General features: G+C 47.8%; 16 protein-coding genes, 1 tRNA gene and 1 pseudogene. 9 read left to right on the top strand and 9 right to left on the bottom strand.

Features of this window, described 5'->3' with window-relative positions; all coding sequences use genetic code 11:
* Window positions 1–144: 144 nt before the first annotated feature.
* Window positions 145–1,062, top strand: coding sequence for a homoserine kinase (thrB, locus tag HMPREF2871_RS11235; RefSeq protein WP_039862560.1), 918 nt, complete (start codon window positions 145–147; stop codon window positions 1,060–1,062).
* Window positions 1,063–1,104: 42 nt separating this feature from the next.
* Here thrB and HMPREF2871_RS11230 read toward each other — a convergent pair whose 3' ends face one another.
* The 4 genes from HMPREF2871_RS11230 to HMPREF2871_RS11215 all read right to left on the bottom strand — a co-directional run bounded on the left by HMPREF2871_RS11230 (window position 1,105) and on the right by HMPREF2871_RS11215 (window position 6,097).
* Window positions 1,105–2,631, bottom strand: coding sequence for a DHA2 family efflux MFS transporter permease subunit (locus tag HMPREF2871_RS11230; protein WP_004521043.1), 1,527 nt, complete (start codon window positions 2,629–2,631; stop codon window positions 1,105–1,107).
* Between the two features lie 101 nt (window positions 2,632–2,732).
* On the bottom strand, window positions 2,733–3,923 hold the full coding sequence (locus HMPREF2871_RS11225; protein WP_004521042.1) for an HlyD/EmrA/EmrK family protein: 1,191 nt from the start codon (window positions 3,921–3,923) through the stop codon (window positions 2,733–2,735).
* Between the two features lie 223 nt (window positions 3,924–4,146).
* Window positions 4,147–5,553 carry an efflux transporter outer membrane subunit gene (locus HMPREF2871_RS11220; protein ID WP_004521041.1) on the bottom strand — a complete coding sequence of 469 codons (1,407 nt, stop codon included), beginning with the start codon at window positions 5,551–5,553 and terminating at the stop codon, window positions 4,147–4,149.
* Window positions 5,554–5,602: 49 nt separating this feature from the next.
* Window positions 5,603–6,097, bottom strand: a complete 495-nt coding sequence (locus HMPREF2871_RS11215; protein WP_004521040.1) for a MarR family transcriptional regulator — start codon at window positions 6,095–6,097, stop codon at window positions 5,603–5,605.
* Between the two features lie 296 nt (window positions 6,098–6,393).
* On the opposite strand from HMPREF2871_RS11215, the gene HMPREF2871_RS11210 reads away from it, so the two are divergent.
* A complete protein-coding gene (locus HMPREF2871_RS11210; RefSeq protein ID WP_004521039.1) occupies window positions 6,394–7,275 on the top strand; it encodes a prephenate dehydrogenase in 882 nt (293 codons plus the stop codon).
* Window positions 7,276–7,387: 112 nt separating this feature from the next.
* On the opposite strand, the gene hisD is transcribed toward HMPREF2871_RS11210, so the two are convergent.
* The 4 genes from hisD to HMPREF2871_RS11190 all read right to left on the bottom strand — a co-directional run bounded on the left by hisD (window position 7,388) and on the right by HMPREF2871_RS11190 (window position 10,922).
* A complete protein-coding gene (gene hisD, locus HMPREF2871_RS11205; protein ID WP_039862559.1) occupies window positions 7,388–8,680 on the bottom strand; it encodes a histidinol dehydrogenase in 1,293 nt (430 codons plus the stop codon).
* A gap of 71 nt (window positions 8,681–8,751) precedes the next feature.
* Complete coding sequence (gene nfsA, locus HMPREF2871_RS11200; protein ID WP_004521037.1) at window positions 8,752–9,477, bottom strand: oxygen-insensitive NADPH nitroreductase; 726 nt, start codon at window positions 9,475–9,477, stop codon at window positions 8,752–8,754.
* 48 nt (window positions 9,478–9,525) lie between these two features.
* On the bottom strand, window positions 9,526–10,179 hold the full coding sequence (gene hisG / locus HMPREF2871_RS11195; protein ID WP_036473098.1) for an ATP phosphoribosyltransferase: 654 nt from the start codon (window positions 10,177–10,179) through the stop codon (window positions 9,526–9,528).
* Window positions 10,180–10,259: 80 nt separating this feature from the next.
* Entirely contained in the window at window positions 10,260–10,922 is a 663-nt protein-coding gene (locus HMPREF2871_RS11190) for an SCO family protein (protein WP_003680035.1), read from the bottom strand.
* Between the two features lie 284 nt (window positions 10,923–11,206).
* Between HMPREF2871_RS11190 and HMPREF2871_RS11185 the strand changes: the two genes are divergently transcribed.
* The 7 genes and pseudogenes from HMPREF2871_RS11185 to HMPREF2871_RS11155 all read left to right on the top strand — a co-directional run.
* Window positions 11,207–11,291, top strand: a tRNA-Leu gene (locus tag HMPREF2871_RS11185).
* A 389-nt stretch (window positions 11,292–11,680) separates the two neighbouring features.
* Window positions 11,681–13,408 carry a biosynthetic-type acetolactate synthase large subunit gene (gene ilvB / locus HMPREF2871_RS11180; protein ID WP_004521033.1) on the top strand — a complete coding sequence of 576 codons (1,728 nt, stop codon included), beginning with the start codon at window positions 11,681–11,683 and terminating at the stop codon, window positions 13,406–13,408.
* A 10-nt stretch (window positions 13,409–13,418) separates the two neighbouring features.
* Window positions 13,419–13,910, top strand: a complete 492-nt coding sequence (gene ilvN, locus HMPREF2871_RS11175; protein WP_003748480.1) for an acetolactate synthase small subunit — start codon at window positions 13,419–13,421, stop codon at window positions 13,908–13,910.
* 66 nt (window positions 13,911–13,976) lie between these two features.
* Complete coding sequence (locus HMPREF2871_RS11170) at window positions 13,977–14,270, top strand: putative quinol monooxygenase (RefSeq protein ID WP_004521031.1); 294 nt, start codon at window positions 13,977–13,979, stop codon at window positions 14,268–14,270.
* Window positions 14,271–14,330: 60 nt separating this feature from the next.
* Window positions 14,331–15,344, top strand: coding sequence for a ketol-acid reductoisomerase (gene ilvC / locus HMPREF2871_RS11165; RefSeq protein WP_004521030.1), 1,014 nt, complete (start codon window positions 14,331–14,333; stop codon window positions 15,342–15,344).
* 388 nt (window positions 15,345–15,732) lie between these two features.
* Window positions 15,733–16,860, top strand: a complete 1,128-nt coding sequence (gene porB / locus HMPREF2871_RS11160; protein WP_004521028.1) for a trimeric porin PorB — start codon at window positions 15,733–15,735, stop codon at window positions 16,858–16,860.
* Between the two features lie 249 nt (window positions 16,861–17,109).
* Window positions 17,110–17,718: pseudogene (locus HMPREF2871_RS11155) on the top strand (transposase); the annotation flags it as partial.
* A gap of 125 nt (window positions 17,719–17,843) precedes the next feature.
* On the opposite strand, the gene HMPREF2871_RS11150 reads toward HMPREF2871_RS11155, so the two are convergent.
* The coding region (locus tag HMPREF2871_RS11150; protein ID WP_070647873.1) for a DNA adenine methylase at window positions 17,844–18,547 on the bottom strand (704 nt) is incomplete at its 5' end.

The raw sequence follows: 18,547 nt of genomic DNA, 5'->3' as shown, positions 1-18,547 counted from the left end.
TACAAAAAAATACAAACTAAAGGCCGTCTGAAATTTTGGTCTCAGACGGCCTTTTGAATTTGACCTTCGCTTTAATTTATATTGTTGCTGCTTGTTTTTTGGTATGATGTTTCTTTGATCCTTTATATCAGCTTCGAGTTTGCTATGTCTGTCTATACCAGTGTTTCCGACGCTCAAATGCGCGATTTCTTGCTGCAATATGATTTGGGAGATTTTGTCTCTTTGCAGGGGATTGCTCAAGGAATTACTAACAGTAATTATTTTCTGACTACCTCAACCGGTCGTTATGTGTTGACTGTTTTTGAGGTTTTAAAATCAGAGGAACTACCTTTCTTTTTAGAGCTAAACCAACACTTGAGCCAAAATGGCGTTGCCTGCGCCGCTCCGATTGCTCGTAAAGATGGCGGACTGCATTCTATGTTAGCCGGAAAACCTGCTTGCTTGGTAACTTGTTTGAATGGCTCCGATACCGGCTGGCCGACTGAGGCACAATGTTTCCACACTGGTGCGATGTTGGCCAAAATGCATTTAGCCGGCCAAGATTTTCCTTTAAAAATGAAAAATCCCCGTTATGATGGCTGGTGGCATGATGCCTGCACCCAGTTGCTCCCGGTTTTAGATAGCGAAGATGCCAAACTGCTTCAATCTGAAATTACTGCTTTAGATAAAAATCTAGGAGAGCACTTACCTTCCGGTATTATCCATGCCGATTTATTTAAGGATAATGTATTGCTTAACGGAGATGAAGTTTCCGGTTTTATCGATTTCTATTATGCGTGCAACGGTAATTTCATGTACGACCTGGCAATTGCGGTTAACGATTGGGCACGAACAGCTGATAACAAATTAGACCCTGTCCTTTATGATGCTTTTCTCCATGGCTATGAAAGTGTACGTCCATTATCTGATGAAGAACGTGCATATTTCCCTACTGCACAAAGAGCCGGATGTATTCGTTTCTGGGTATCGCGCCTGCTTGATTTCCATTTCCCTCAATCAGGAGAAATGACGTTTATTAAAGATCCAAATGCATTTAGGGATCTACTATTGAGTCTTAAATAATATATAGATAAAAGGCCGTCTGAAATTCAGACGGCCTTTTATCTAATGCCCTCCCCCGCCGGAACCGCTAAACGGAGGTCTTGCCAACCAAATAATGGGGATCATACTGATGAATATGATACTGCCTGCCAAGAAGATTTCATTTGAACCAATAATAAAGCCTTGTTGGGAAATAGTACTATTTATCGCAGCCAGGGCTTGCTCTTTGCTCAGGCCATTGGCCATCATGCCTTGAATAGATTGGTTACTGATTGAGGACAACAAGTTAACATGTTCGGTCAGTTGAGTATGGTGTAGAGCTTCGCGTCGTTCCCACATGGTGCTGACAACAGATACTCCGACACCACCCATAAAGACACGCAAGAAATTAGACAAGCTACTGGCCGAGGCAATTTGGTTGCCCTTCATATGCGACAAGGTAATACTGGTCAAAGGCAGGAAGAACATGGCTACGCCTAAACCCTGCCAAAACTGCGGCCAAACAACGTTGCTCATATCCATTCCGGCATAGAAATCGGTTCGCCAATGGAATGTGTAGGCAAACACCAAGAAGCTGGCACTGACAAACAGACGCATATCGACGCGATTACCAAACTTACCGATAATCGGCGATAAAATAATCGGCAGGAAGCCCACCGGTGCAGCAGCCAAACCTGCCCAAGTAGCGGTATAGCCAAGATTTGATTGCAACACTAAAGGCAACAGGGTCAATGTACCCATATAAACCATGAAGCCCAAGGATGTCGCAACAACACCTATCGTAAAGTTTCTATTTTTAAACAATGACAAATCGACAATCGGGTATTTCTCGCCCAGCTCCCAAACAATAAAATATGTCAGGAACACCAAAGCGGTAACGCCCAAAACGATAATCTCTCCTGAGGCAAACCAGTCCAATTCCTTGCCCCTATCAAGCATCATTTGCAATGCGCCGACACCGACAATCATCAACACCAGCCCGACATAATCGATTGGCGCCCTGACGATTTCGGTTTCCCTGTGTCTAAGCTGTTTCCAAGCAATGGAGGCGGATAAAATCCCGATTGGGATATTGATAAAGAAAATCCATCCCCAATGCCAGTTGTCCGAAATCCAACCGCCTAGAATCGGTCCCAATACAGGAGCAACAACGACGGTCATTGCCCATAAGGCCAGTGCCAATGTTCGTTTTTCAGGCGGATAAGAAGCCATCAACAGGCTTTGGGACAAGGGAATCAATGGCCCGGCAATGAAACCTTGCAATACACGGAAAAAAACCAAGGCTTGAAGATTATGTGCCATACCGCACAGCCATGACGTTACGACAAACCCGATCACAGCGGCGATAAAGATTTTGACCTCGCCAAACCGCTTGGCCAAAAAACCTGTCAAGGGAACGGAAATGGCATTGGCTACGGCAAATGAGGTAATCACCCAAGTCCCCTGCGTGGTAGCCGCACCTAAATCCCCTGCAATAACAGGCACAGCGACGTTGGCGATGGTGCTGTCCAAGACTTCCATAAATACGGCCAAGCTGAGCGCCAAAGTTGCCAACACCAGCTTAAACCCTTGTAACGGCGGATAATTCATATTTTTAAACTATAAGACAACCGCCAAAGCGGTCGATTGAAGAGAATCAATATTTCAGACGGCCTGAGCCTTCAATAAAAGACTCAGGCCGTCTGAAAAGATTATTTTGCGTATTGCTCGAAGATTTTATCGACTAAAGCATCGGCGGCTTTCCAATCCACACTTTCCGTTTCCGGCAAGGCAGTATTTTGTTCCGCTTCGGCAGTCATGGCTTTACCGCTGCCCTTCTCGGCAATATCGACTTTAACAGTCATCGACAAACCAACACGGAGCGGATTTTGTTGCAATTCTTTGGCATCCAAACTGATACGCACCGGCACACGTTGCACAACTTTAATCCAGTTGCCCGTTGCGTTTTGTGCCGGCAGTAATGAGAACGCGCTGCCCGTACCGGCTGACAAGCCCATTACCTTGCCATGGTAAACCACTTTGCTGCCGTACAAATCGGCTGTCATTTCAACAGGCTGGCCGATTTTCATTTTGCGCAGTTGCGATTCTTTAAAGTTGGCATCCACCCACAATTCAGACAGAGGCACAACAGCCATCATCGGCGTACCTTGTACGATACGTTGGCCGACTTGGACATTACGTTTGGCAATTTGGCCGCTAATCGGCGAACGGATTTGCGTACGTTGCAAATTCAGCCAAGCGTCTTTGATGTGGCTGATGGCCGTCTGAACTGCCGGTTGTTGGCGCAGAGGAATATTGCTGCCCAACGCTGCCTGAGCGGAAACTTCTTCCGCCTCAACCGCTTTCAATGCAGCCTGAGCCTGAACCACAGCGGCACGGGCATGGCTGAGTTCTTCTCCGGAAACCGCTTCCGTACCCGCCAAAGATTCGCGGCGGCGCAAATCGGCTTGCGCACGGGCCAAATCGGCTTTGCGCAACAACACTTGCGCTTTGGCTTTTGAATTGACCGCAGTTTGCTGTTTGTTTTGACGGATGGCCTGAATCAATTCATTTTGTGCGCGATCGTATGCCAGCTGAAAATCGCTATCGTCCAAAGCCACCAACACATCGCCTTTTTTCACGACATCCGTATCGTCATACATGACTTTGCGCACCGTGCCGTTCACCTGCGGCGTAATCATCACCAAATGACCGGCCACATAAGCATCTTCCGTTTCTTCTTCATGCTGCCAAAACAGGAAATACGCCAAAGCGACTCCTGCTGCCGCAATAAGGAATAGGAGTGTAACGATAACCAAATTGCGTTTGCGATGCGTTTTAGCGCCGGAAGCGACTACTTCCGGTTCTTTTTGGACATTATTTTTTTCCGATTGAGTATCCATAAGTCCTAACTTTAATTCTGCACATGTGATAACGATATTATTGTCTTGCTGGGTAGCTGACTTATACCATCAGCCCCAATACGAGCGTTTAACGCGCTAAAGGGTCATATTTTATAGTTACACTCTATTCATTACAATAATTTCTTCCGGTAGCAAATGTAAATAAGGTAAGCAAAAGGCCGTCTGAAATCACTTTCAGACGGCCTACGTTTTAATAAAACGTTTATTTCTTATTTAATTTAAAGCCTCCACCCAACTGGGCATTGAGGTTACTCCAAGCTGTCAGATATTCTGCATGGTATTGAACCGCCGACATTTTTGTACGCGCAGCTTCGTCTTGTTTTTGCAAAGCGGTCAAGCCGTTATCCAAACCTGCACGAACACGTCCTTTCGCATTTTGCACAGATTTATCGGCAATATTGACCATCTTATTCCAAGTATCTTGTCGGCTTTTCAGGCTTTGATAGTCGACTACAGCATCTGCCGCCGAACGCATGGCGTTCAAAACGGTTTGGTCATACACGGCAACCTGCTCGTTATATTGGGCGCGTTTGCCCGCCAATTTGGACTGCAGCGCGCCGGAAGTAAACAATGGCAGATTCAAAGCCGGAACAATGCCCAACATACCGGATGTCCGTCCGCGAATCAGATTGAACGCATCAATGTGCGTCATCCCTGCCAAAACTTTTAATTCGATATTCGGGTAAAACTCTGCTTCGGTCGATTTGACGATATGCCATTTCTCCTCAAGCAAGGCTTTTTGCGCCGCGATATCGGGGCGGGCCGCCAGCAAATCCGCCTCAATACGGCTAACCGGCGATGACGGCACAGCCGCCATTTTTTCCGGAATCTGTCCATTTAATACACCCGGTACACGGCCGGTCAATACAGCCAGACTGTTGCGGATTTTCTCATTTTTCTGAGTCCATGCCGATTTTTCAAGCTGTAATTGCTGTTGCGCCATTTCCAGAGCGTGCAAGGCATCGGCAGGAGCCAGCTGCGCTTTAACGCGTTGTTGCATCAGTTTCAATGCTTTATCCGCCAGCTCTATACGCGTATCCAACAAAGCCAATTGTTCTGTCGCCATCTGCCACGCAAAATATTGGGCGGCAACGGCGTGAGCCAACTCGGTGCGGATATGATGAGCTTCATACACCGCAGCCCTGCTTTTTCCTAAAACAGCTTGAATCTGCTCTCGGTTTTTACCCCAAAAGTCGAAAACCAAACTGCCTTGTAAGGCTGCGTGCGCCAAAACCAATGTATGGTCAGTATCGACCATACCGGCTTGAGGTTTGGGTGAAACATAGGTACCGATACCGGTTACACCCAAGCCGACTTGCGGTTTGTTTGCGGCTCCTACAACGCCCAGCTGCGCCTGAGCCTGCTCAAACCTTGCCTTGACGACACGCAGATTGGTAGACGTCTGAATGGCGGAAGCAATCAAATTGTTTAATTTTTTATCTTTCAGCTTCATCCACCAGCCGTCTTGGGCAGTAGCGGCAGATTGGCCTTGCGGCAGCGGATAGGCTGTTGTCTCATCCAAAGGCGACTGTTTGCCGAACGGCGCACACGCCGCCAACAACGAAACAGCGGCAACGCATACGCTTGATTTGACCAAACCTAATTTCATACAGACTCCGTTTATGTGTGCCTGCCGCAGACCATCAGGCCGTCTGTTGTCAATTGCCCAAACGGTTCAACAGTTTACCCAACAGGTGTTGCAGCGTATCATAATCCTCTTTCGTGAAATCTTCCCACGCCTGGCCGCTCTGACGGGCAATTTGCGGCCATACTTCGTGGATGAAGGTCTCACCCGAAGGGGTCAATTTTAGCACAATCTGACGGCGGTCTTTCTGATTGATATAACGCTCTACCCAGCCGCGCTCAACCATGTCGTCCGACAGGCGTGTTGCACTGGTGCGCGTCAAGTCCATCAAGTCGCTCAAGCGCGAAGGCAGGATTTCGCTGTTTGGGCTGACGTAAACCGCCATCAGGGAAAACCACAGGTTTTCATTGATGCCGAACGCTTTCAGGTTTTCGTTCAAATGGCTACTCAAACGTTCGGTTACAATGCGCAACATGCGGGATACTTGGTTTTGCTGCTCCGGAAACTGCGGCAGACGGGTAGAAAGCAAACGCATTGCGTTGACTAATTCGGTTTGTGAAAAACTCATAAATTCCTTCTTTCTGAGTGAATTATTTTATTCGATATCAATCAAAATAAAATATGATGTAATAATTTACTTTAAGATACCAATTACTTACTTTAAGACGTTATACTAATTCAGATGATTATTTTAGTGTATGAAAATCTGATAATCGGTTACATGCTCCTACTAAACGGAGTTTTCTATGCCTAAATCATGAAAATTCGACCATAAAAAAGGCCGTCTGAAACCTTGATGACAACTTTCAGACGGCCTCCATAACGGATTAAAATAAGCTTTTCCACTTAAACCGGATTCAAACCATGAACACTTCCGCCTTTTTTCCCCATATCACCCTTATCGGCGTCGGTTTAATCGGCGGTTCGTTCATGCTCGACCTCAAACGCTTGGGACTGGTGCAAACCGTTACCGGCATCGACACCAATGCCGACAACCTAAATTACGCACTCGAATGTGGCATCATCGACCATGCCTATCCGAATATTTGCGCCGAAAGCATCGGCAATGCCGATTTGGTTTTGATTGCCACACCAGTCTCCGTCCTGCCTGACGTATGCCGCGACATCAAGCCTTTCTTAAAAGAAACGGCCTGCGTTTCCGATGTCGGCAGCACCAAACAATCGGCACTAAATGCCTTCCGCACCCACTTGTCCGAGCGCCTGCCGCAATGTTTTGCCGCCCACCCGATTGCCGGTTCGGATCAAAGCGGCGCAAAATCCGCGCGTTGCGGTTTGTTTCAAAACAGCCGCCTGATTATTACCTTGCACGGCCACGAGGCTTCAGACGGCCTAAGACGGTTGAAAAGCCTGTGGCAGGCGGTTGGTTCGCAGATTTTCACCATGAGCGCCGAAGAACACGACAATATTTTTGCCGCTGTTTCCCACTTGCCGCACTTGACCGCCTTTGCCTATGTCCACGCTTTGTTCGACCATCCGCACGGCAAAGACTACCTCCCCTATGCCGCCACCGGCTTTCGCGACTTTACCCGCATTGCTTCCAGCCACCCTGCCGTTTGGACAGACATCTGCATGGCCAACCGCCCTGCCCTGCTCAAACTGACCGGCGACTTGAAAGAACAATTATCCAAATTGGAACAACTCCTTTCAGAAGGCAACAAAACCGAGCTTTACCGCTATTTTGAAGAAGCCGCACAAATGCGTAATGACTGGCTGAAAAACCGTTAACCCTGTTTTCAGACGGCCTGATGCCTTATCGACCAAACCTTCATCACAATAAAAAGGGCATCTGTTAAGATGCCCTTTTTTTGATTTCTTACGACTTTAACCAACGTTTCACTCAGTCTTTCAAACGGAACTCAGCCGCTCTGGCGTGCGCGGTCAAGCTTTCGCCATGCGCCAACACGCTGGCGGTTTTGCCCAACTTCTGCGCACCTTGTTCTGAAACCTGAATCAGACTGGAGCGTTTTTGGAAATCATATGTTCCCAAAGGAGAAGAGAAACGCGCCGTGCGGCTGGTCGGCAAAACGTGGTTGGGGCCTGCGCAATAGTCGCCAAGGCTTTCACTGGTATAGCGTCCCATGAAAATAGCGCCGGCATGGCGGATTTTTTTCGCCCACTCTTGCGGATTTTCGACCGACAATTCCAAGTGTTCGGGAGAAATATAGTTGGCGATTTCACAGGCTTCGTCCAAATCTTTAGCCAAAATCATTGCACCGCGGTTGCCCAATGAAGCTTCAATAATCGCACGGCGCGGCATGGTTTCGATCAAACGGTTCATGGCCGTCTGAACTTCGTCCAAATACGCTTGAGAAGTACCGATCAAAATCGCTTGTGCAATTTCATCGTGTTCTGCCTGACTGAACAAATCCATGGCCACCCAATCGGCAGGCGTCGTACCATCGGCAATCACCAAAATTTCAGACGGCCCTGCCACCATATCGATACCGACCACGCCGAACACGCGTCGTTTGGCCGCAGCGACAAAAGCATTGCCCGGGCCGGTAATCTTATCGACCTGAGGCACAGATTCCGTACCATAAGCCAAAGCCGCAACCGCCTGCGCGCCGCCGACCGTAAATACTTTGGTTACACCGGCCACAAAAGCAGCCGCCAACACGATATCGTTGCGCTCGCCTTTCGGAGTGGGAACGACCATGATGATTTCTTTCACGCCGGCAACGTGGGCAGGCATGGCGTTCATGATGACGGAACTCGGATAAGCGGCTTTACCGCCCGGAACATAAATACCGACACGGTCAAGCGGTGTAATCTGTTGACCCAAAAGCGTGCCGTCTTCGTCTTCGTAAGTCCACGACTCCATTTTTTGGTGTTTATGGTAGCTTTCCACCCGTCTCGCAGCCGTTTTCAAGGCCGTCTGAATGTTTTCGGGCAAACGCTCAAACGCAGACTGCAAATCGTCTTGCGTCAGGATTAAATCATCGATGATTTGAGCGGATGTGCCGTCAAAGCGGTTGGTATATTCAATCAGCGCCGCATTGCCGCGTTTTTGAACATCGGCGCAGATGTCGGCAACAATACGGTCAATTTCAGGGTTTTGCGCGGTTTCAAAAGCAAGCAGTGCTTTGAGTTCGGCTTGAAAATCAGGGGATTGGGTGTCGAGTTTCTTCATGGTTTGCTCTCTTCCTTGTTTCGTTCCTATTGTTTTCAGACGGCACCAGCCACACACAGGCCGTCTGAACATTATCTTTTCAAAAAGCCTTTTTTCTGCAAAAACGCCAACATATGCGGCCGCACAGGATTACCCAAGGTTTTGGCCAGCGATTCCTTCCAAGGTATAGGACTGCCCTTGCGCAACTCATAATAATCCGCCACTGCCTGATTATAAGCTTCAACCGCCTCGGCATTCAGGCTCGGACAGGCGTTTTCGGCATACACCATTTCCTTAGGCAGGCGCGGCTTGAGCGGTGGGTCTTGGTCAGGATAACCGAGGCACAGCCCCACCAAAGGCACGCAATAATCCGGCAGGTTCAATACGTCCGATACTTTTTGTGCATTATTACGCAGCGCACCGATATACACGCCACCCAGCCCAAGTGATTCGGCGGCAAGCAATACGTTTTGCGCCATAATGCCTGCATCGACCGCGCCAATCAGGGTTACTTCCGCCCAATCAATTTGCGCATCGGGAAACATTGCCTTGTGTTTGGAAAAATCGATGCAAAACAATAAAAATTCTGCACAATGGACAATATAAGGCGCACTTCCTGCCGCTTCATGTATTTCCTGCCTCAGCACAAGGTCGGAGACACGGATTATAGAAACGCATTGCAGATTGTTAGAAGTTGAGGCCTGTTGTCCGGCGCGAACCAGCGTATTGAGGATTTCATCGGCAATCGGTTCGAAAGTAAACCTGCGGATGGAACGATGGGAAAGAATCGTATCGAGTGTCGGTTTGCTTTGCATCATGACAGGGCTTTCAAACTGGGTTGGCAGACAACTTTTGCCAAAAACTTTTCAGACGGCCTTAGCGGCATTTTCAAATGCCTGAATAATCGGATTCAACAGCGCATATTTGGTTTTCAACGCCGCCTTGTTGACCACCAAGCGGCTGGAAATATCAGCCACATGTTCCACAGCTTCCAAACCATTGGCCTTCAATGTATTGCCGCTGGAAACCAAATCGACAATCGCGTCGCTCAGACCGACCAAAGGCGCAAGCTCCATCGAGCCGTACAGTTTGATGATATCCACATGCACACCCTTGTCGGCAAAGTGTTCGGCGGCAATGTCGGGATATTTGGTGGCAATCCGCAAGCGGCTGCCGGGTTTGGATGCAGCGGCGTAATCAAAACCTTTTTTAACCGCAACCATCATGCGGCATGAGGCAATGTGCAAATCCAAAGGTTGATACAGGCCATCTCCGCCATGCTCGATCAGCACGTCCTTACCGGCAATACCGAAATCCGCCGCACCATATTGCACATAAGTCGGCACGTCGGTCGCACGTACAATTACCAAACGGATATTGTCATGATTCGTACCAATAATCAGCTTGCGCGATTTTTCCGGCTCTTCCGCAGGCACAATACCTGCAGCAGCCAACAGCGGCAGGGTTTCCTCAAAAATTCGCCCCTTGGATAAAGCAATCGTTAAAAGTGTGTCGGTCATTTTTCTTTTCCTTTGCCGTATCAAAAGCAAGAAGGCCGTCTGAAATCCACAACCCATTTCAGACGGCCCCAACTACGGTTTTACAATAAAGTTTTCACATCAGCTGCAATCGTTTCCGGCTCGCTGCCGTAAGGCGAGAAAATCGCCACTTCGCCGTTTTTATCAATCAAATATGCACCTGAAGAGTGGTCAACCAAATAGTTTTCGCTGTCTTCTTTTTGGTTGACTTTAGCCGATACCACACGGTATTGCTGTTTGATGACAGGCAGGCTTTGATCGCCGGTAGCCGTCAGGCCGATAAAATCAGGGTTGAACTGTTTTGCGTATTTGCCGATTACTTCAGGCGTATCGCGCTCAGGGTCGATGCTGACAAATACCACTTTCACGTCTTTAGCCTGATCGCCTAATTGTTTCAAAGTATCGCTGTAAGTCAGCAACTCGGTTGGGCATACGTCAGGACAGTGGGTATAACCGAAAGACAGGATGACCACTTTGCCTTTCAAATCGCTCAGGCTGAAAGGTTTGCCGTCGCCATCGGTCAATGTAAAGTCGCCGCCAATGTCTTCTTTGCGCATATCGGTACCACGCGCTTGCACTTTGGGTGCTGACTCACCGGAAGCAGCAGGCGCAGCAGAAGCGGCAGGTGTCGAAGAAGCCTCCTTGGCCTCCTCTTTAGGCTGACAAGCAGCCAGAGCAGCCAATGCAAAAGCACTGAGTAAGAAAGTTCGTGTGACGGAAAGCATAAATTTTCTCCAAAACCGTTTCAAATAAGTGAGGCCAAACAACCGCCCGGCCGATATAAAAACAAAACATCTTCATATTAACGCGTTTAACACATTAAATGTAGCCCTTTTTGCAGATAAATACTGCTTTTTTTGTTTTAAAAATCTGCCTCCCATTTAGATAACCATCAAACACAAAAAGTTTAATTCATTAAAAATCAAACAAATATAAAAATAATCCGATTTTTTTTCAATTACTGCTTTACAAGATTCGAGAACTCGCTATAATGACGACTTCTTCGCTAGCCCAGGTGGCGAAATTGGTAGACGCAGGGGACTCAAAATCCCCCGCCGCAAGGTGTGTCGGTTCGAGTCCGACCCTGGGCACCAAATTTAAAAAACCTCTTGATTCAGTCAAGAGGTTTTTTGCTATTTTTCATTTGCAAAAACCTTCTCCTTACTCAAACTGTCAACAATCCATCCACATCAAGATCAATAAAACAGTTTTTTTATTTCTTTAAAATCAACCTTCAATCTATTTTCCCGTTTCAAATGTTAAAAGATGAAAGATTTTATCTTGATTGAACAGTCGGTTTGCGTTATCTTTTCTACTCTTTTTCACAAACTCTGTGTTCCTTTCCAATTGTTTGGACAGTCTGACTGTCGCCGTATTCCCTCAATGCGCGTACCCTAAATCGCTGCTTGATGGAATTGCATTACAGGTGCTGTGGTGAGGCGGATTGTTCCTATTGGTTAGAAACCGCATAAAAGAGGTCAATATGCAATTATCAGGCGCACAAATCGTCGTGCAAAGTCTCAAAGCCGAAGGTGTTGAATACGTATTCGGCTATCCCGGTGGTGCGGTTATCGAAATCTACGATGCCATTTTCCAACTCAACAAATTCAAGCACATTCTGACCCGCCATGAGCAGGCAGCCGTACATGCGGCAGATGCCTATGCCCGCGTCAGCGGCAAAGTCGGCGTGGCCTTGGTAACTTCCGGCCCGGGCGTAACCAACGCATTGACCGGCATTGCTACCGCGTACAGCGATTCCATCCCCCTGGTCATCATCAGCGGCCAAGTGGGCAATTCCCTCATCGGTACAGATGCGTTCCAAGAAGTGGATACGGTCGGCATTACCCGCCCTTGTGTCAAACACAACTTCCTGGTTACCAATATTGGCGAGCTGGCTGATACGATTAAAAAAGCCTTCCAAATTGCCGCCAGCGGCCGTCCGGGCCCCGTTGTCGTCGATATTCCTAAAGATGTTACTCAAGCGATGGCCAAATTCAGCTATCCACAAGAAGACATCTTTATCCGCTCCTACCAACCGGTTGTACAAGGTCACATCGGCCAAATTAAAAAAGCCGTACAAATGCTGGCTTCTGCCAAACGCCCCATCGTTTACTTCGGCGGCGGCGTGGTATTGGGCAATGCCTCCGAGGAAATGACCCAATTTATCCGCATGACCGGCGTACCCTGTACCGGCACATTAATGGGTTTGGGTGCTTACCCTTCCAGCGACCGCCAATTCTTGGGCATGTTGGGCATGCACGGTACCTACGAGGCCAATTTGGCGATGCAAAATGCAGACGTCGTTTTGGCAATCGGCGCGCGCTTTGACGACCGCGTTGTTTCCGTACCGTCAAAATTCTTGGACAAACCCAAAAAAATCATCCATATCGACATCGACCCGTCCAGCATTGCCAAACGCGTTAAAGTGGACATTCCGATTGTCGGCGATGTCAAAAACGTATTGACCGAAATAATTCATCTGTGGGGCAAACAAGAAACTGCGCCTTCAGCCGACTCATTGGACAAATGGTGGAAAACCATCGAAGAATGGCGTTCGCACAACTGCCTGTGGTTTGAAAACGACAGCGAAATCATTAAACCGCAATACGTTGTTCAAAAACTGGCAGAAATTACCAAAAACTCAGCCATTATTACTTCCGACGTTGGCCAACACCAAATGTTTGCCGCTCAATATTATCCATTCGAGCGTCCCCGCCAATGGCTCAATTCCGGCGGTCTGGGTACGATGGGTGTAGGCCTGCCTTACGCCCTCGGTGCCAAACTGGCGGCTCCGGAACAAGACGTCTTCTGTATCACAGGCGAGGGCTCTATTCAAATGAATATCCAAGAGCTGTCCACCTGCTTCCAATATAATGTCCCCATCAATGTCGTTACATTAAACAATGGCTATTTGGGTATGGTTCGCCAATGGCAGGAGCTGTATTATGGCAACCGCGAATCGGAAACCTATTTCGATTCATTGCCCGACTTTGTCAAACTGGCCGAATCCTACGGCCATATCGGCATCCGTGTGGACAAGAAATCCGACGTCGAAGGCGCCTTGTTGGAAGCATTAAACCAAAAAGACCGTTTGGTATTCCTCGACTTTTTGACAGACAAGAAACAAAACGTACTGCCTATGGTCGGCAACGGCAAAGGTTTGGATGAAATGGTTCTGCCGCCGCATATGCGCGATATTGCAAAAGCGTAAGGAGAAAGAAATGCGACATATCTTATCTATTCTGATGGAAAACGAATCAGGTGCGATGAGCCGTGTGGTAGGTTTGTTCTCCGCACGCGATTACAACATCGACTCCCTGGCCGTAGCCCCAACCGAAGACAAAACCTTGTCCCGTATGACCATTGTTACCCACGGCGATGAGCACGTCATCGAGCAAATCACCAAACAACTCAACAAACTGATTGAAGTTGTCAAAGTGGTTGACTTGAACGAAAGCCGTTTTGTCGAACGCGAACTGATGTTGGTAAAAGTCCGCGCCGTCGGCAAAGACCGCGATGAATTCCTGCGATTGACCGAAATCTACCGCGGCAGCGTTATTGATGTAACAGACCGCAGCTATACCATCGAAATCACAGGCTCTACCGAAAAACTCGACTCTTTCCTCGAAACAGTCGGCCGTGCTCAAATTTTGGAAACCGTCCGCACAGGCGCAGCCGGCATCGGTCGTGGCGAGCGTATTTTGAAAATTTGACGCTGTATCGTTCAGACGGCCTTTTACTTTCTATAAAGGCCGTCTGAAAAACAGTAGGAGACAAACATGTCAAGCATCCAAATCGTTGCATTAGTTACCGTCAAACCCGAATACACCGAGGCTCTGGCTGCCCAGTTTAAAGAATTGGTTAAAGCCAGCCGTGCAGAAGAAGGCAACATCAGCTACGACCTGCACCAAGAAATCGGCAAACCCAACCGTTTCGTATTCGTAGAAAGCTGGAAATCCCAAGCAGCTATTGACGAACACAATGCCAGCGAACATTTCCAAAACTTCGTCAAATCCATCGAAGGAAAAACCGAAACACTGGAAATCGTCTTGATGAACCAAGTCCCCGCTTAACCCCTATTACTTTTAACTCAACCCGGATTATCCGGAACCCTCTTACACTAAGGAAATAAAATGCAAGTTTATTACGATAAAGACGCTGACCTCTCTCTGATCAAAGGCAAAACCGTTGCCATCATCGGTTACGGTTCACAAGGTCACGCACACGCAGCAAACCTGAAAGATTCCGGCGTAAATGTCGTAATCGGTCTGCGCCAAGGCGGCTCTTGGAAAAAAGCCGAAGCAGCCGGCCACGACGTGCGCACTGTTGCTGAAGCAACCAAAGCAGCCGACGTTGTAATGATTCTGTTGCCTGACGAAAACCAACCTATCGTATACAAAAACGAAATCGAGCCTAACTTGAAAGAAGGCGCAGTATTGGCGTTCGCTCACGGCTTCAACGTACACTACAACCAAATCGTACCCCGCGCCGACCTCGACGTTATCATGGTTGCCCCTAAAGGCCCAGGCCACACCGTACGCAGCGAATTCCTGAAAGGCGGCGGCGTACCTTCCCTGATCGCCGTTTACCAAGATAAAAGCGGCAAAGCACGTGACATCGCCCTGTCTTACGCCGCAGCCAACGGCGGTACCAAAGGCGGCGTGATTGAAACCAACTTCCGCGAAGAAACCGAAACCGACCTCTTCGGCGAACAAGCCGTATTGTGCGGCGGCGTGGTTGAATTGATCAAAACCGGCTTCGAAACCCTGACTGAAGCAGGCTACGCCCCAGAAATGGCCTACTTCGAATGCCTGCACGAAATGAAGCTCATTGTTGACCTGATTTACGAAGGCGGCATCGCCAACATGAACTACTCCATTTCCAACAATGCAGAGTACGGCGAATACGTAACCGGCGTCGAAGTCATCAACGACAAATCCCGCGAAGCCATGCGCAATGCCCTCAAACGCATCCAAACCGGCGAATACGCTAAAATGTTCATCCAAGAAGGTGCCGTCAACTATGCCAGCATGACAGCACGTCGCCGTCTGACCGCTGATCACCAAATTGAAAAAGTCGGCGCTCAACTGCGTTCTATGATGCCTTGGATTGCCAAAAACAAACTGGTTGACCAAGACAAAAACTAATCTGTCTTTCGATCAAATAAAACCTGCCCGAGCAATCAGGCAGGTTTTTTATATATTTGCAAACCCAGTACACGATAAATTCCAATTACCAAGGCCGTCTGAAAACACGATAAACAATATTCACAACCTAATTTTATACCCCATATTTTATAGCTATCCCGAAATTCCCTTTTAGAAAAACACATTACCAAAATAAAAGACCGCCTTATGCTTCCACCCTGTCTGTAAAAAACAACGTTTCCCTGCAAAAATCACTCAAAACAAGAGGAAAATTTGTTTTCCTAGGCCATAACCTTTATATTATGGTCATGGAATCGTTGAAAGAGAACGATATCGTAATAAGAAGAACGAATGCTCGCTTCTTCACACTTAAAAAAGGAAAACAGCAATGAAAAAATCTCTGATTGCCTTGACTCTGGCGGCTCTGCCTGTTGCAGCTATGGCTGACGTAACTTTGTACGGTCAAATTAAAGCCGGTGTTGAAGTATCCAAAGTAAAATTGGGTGAACAAACTGCTGCTAAACTGGGTCACGAGAAAAGCTCTAAAACTGCTACTGAAATCGCTGACTTCGGCTCACGTATCGGCTTTAAAGGCCACGAACACTTGGGTAACAACCTGAATGCCATCTGGCAAGTTGAACAAAACACTTCTATCGCCGGTGGCGACAAAGAGTGGGCTTCTCGCGAATCTTTCATCGGTTTGGAAGGTGGCTTCGGTAAAGTTCGTGCTGGTAAACTGGACTCTACTGTTAAAAATACTAGTGACAATGTTGACCAATGGGAAAGCAGCAACGGCGCTTTGAATATGTCTGTATTTACTCGTGTTGACGAACGTGCAGTTTCTGTACGTTACGACAGCCCTGTATTCTCAGGTTTCAGCGCAAGCGTACAATATACTCCTCGTGACAATGCTAACCCTTCTGACAAATACACTCACAACGACGCTACCCGTGACACTTACTACGCTGGCCTGAACTACGAAAACTCTGGCTTCTTCGGTCAATACGCCGGTGGTTTCCGTAAAAACGCCGTTTCTGAAAAAGACGGTCACGTACACCGCTTGGTAGGTGGTTATGATGCTAACAACCTGTTCGTATCTGTAGCTGGTCAATACGCTAAAAACTGGGAAACTTTGGGTGATTACGCTCAAGCCCAATCTAACGGTGTTGTAACTTCTGCTATGCGTGCTGCCGGTACTAACGCTTCTAACGTAGTATTCGGTACTGCTGCTGGCTTGGACAGCCGTCCTGCTGAAACTATCGAAGTTGCTGCTACTGCCGCTTACCGCGCTGGTAACGTAACTCCTCGCGTTTCTTACGCTCACGGCTTCAAAGCTAAAGTTGACGGCGAAAAACTGAAAGGCACTCAATACGACCAAGTTATCGTTGGTGCTGACTACGACTTCTCTAAACGCACTACTGCTTTGGTTTCTGCCGGCTGGTTGCGTGGTGCTGAGTCTGGTCCTCACAAAGTTGAAACCATCTCTGGTTTGGTTGGCCTGCGTCACAAATTCTAATCTTCGGATTAGTATGAAAAAGAGCCTGTTTTATGCAGGCTCTTTTTTTATTCTATTCTCTACCCTCAACGAAAATTAATTTAAGCATTGACATATGAAAAAGGCCGTCTGAAACCAATCGGTTTCAGACGGCCTTTAAGCTATCTATCCTTATTGCTAGATTACAATAAGGTCAACAGACAGGCTGAGACCTTTGCAAAATTCCCCAAAATCCCCTAAATTCCCACCAAGACATTTAGGGGATTTCTCATGAGCACCTTCTTTCAGCAAACCGCCCAAGCCATGATTGCCAAACACATCGACCGTTTCCCACTATTGAAGTTGGATCAAGTGATTGATTGGCAGCCGATCGAACAGTACCTGAATCGTCAAAGAACCCGTTACCTCCGAGACCACCGCGGCCGTCCCGCCTATCCACTGCTATCCATGTTTAAAGCCATCCTGCTCGGACAATGGCACAGCCTCTCCGATCCCGAACTCGAACACAGCCTCATCACCCGCATCGATTTCAACCTGTTTTGCCGCTTTGACGAACTAAGCATCCCCGATTACAGCACCTTATGCCGCTACCGCAACTGGCTGGCGCAAGACGACACCCCGTCCGAACTGTTGGAACTGATTAACCGACAATTGACCAAAAAAGGCCTAAAAGTAGAGAAAGCATCCGCCGCCGTCGTTGATGCCACCATTATTCAGACCGCCGGCAGCAAACAGCGCCAGGCCATAGAAGTCGATGAAGAAGGACAAGTCAGCGGTCAAACCACACCGAGTAAAGATAAAGATGCCCGCTGAACAAAGAAAAACGGCCTCTACAAACTCGGTTACAAACAACATACCCGTACCGATGCGGAAGGCTATTGTAAGGTCGCGGCGGATTTGTCATAGTTTCGCGGAAATTTTGACACTTTTAAAAATATCGACTGTGCCAAATAAATTGCAATTCAGAAATGAAAACAAAAGCGACGATACCGTCGCTTTTTATTTTACCAATTACATACGACCAACTCTCCACTGGCTTTACCAGTTTTATTTCTTCCGACCGTATAAGCCAATTCAAGTTGAGTGATACGGAAATCTTTAAACAATTCCCTGATATCAGGGTGGTCATTAATGGATAGCATGACCTTACCCTTACTCTCTGCCATTACCTTGGCCAGTAATTCATACTGCTCCCAGCCAAATGATTGGTCATAGCCTGCGGTCTGCCAATATGGTGGGGCTGCATAGAAGAAGGTGTGCTCACGGTCATATCGTTTGAAGCAACGATCCCATGATTCATTCTCTATATAAACACCTTTTAAACGGTCTTTAGCAGCCTTTAATTTAACCTCAATCTGAGATGCATCCCATGCTTTTGACGTGGTAGCTGTACCAAAATGCTGATGGACGGTTTTGCCGCCGAAGGCGTTGTGTTGAAGGTAGAAGAAACGAGCGGCACGTTGAATATCTGTCATGCATTCGGGCGGCGTGTTTTGCAGGCAGGAGAATGTCTCGCGGCTGGTCAGCGTCCACTCGAACTGACGGACGAACTCGTCGAAATGGTGTTGTACCACACGATAGAGATTGATAAGCTGTCCGTTGATATCGTTGAGCACCTCAACTTTTGCAGGAATCGGGCGCATAAAGAATAATGCTGCACCACCGGAAAACAATTCAACATAACAAGAATGCTCGGGGAACATGGGCA

The sequence above is a fragment of the Neisseria sp. HMSC067G12 genome (genome assembly GCF_001812725.1).
GTDB classification, from domain to species: Bacteria; Pseudomonadota; Gammaproteobacteria; order Burkholderiales; family Neisseriaceae; genus Neisseria; species Neisseria perflava.
Note: the sequence above shows the minus strand (reverse complement) of the source record. Positions and strands in the feature narration are given on the sequence as shown.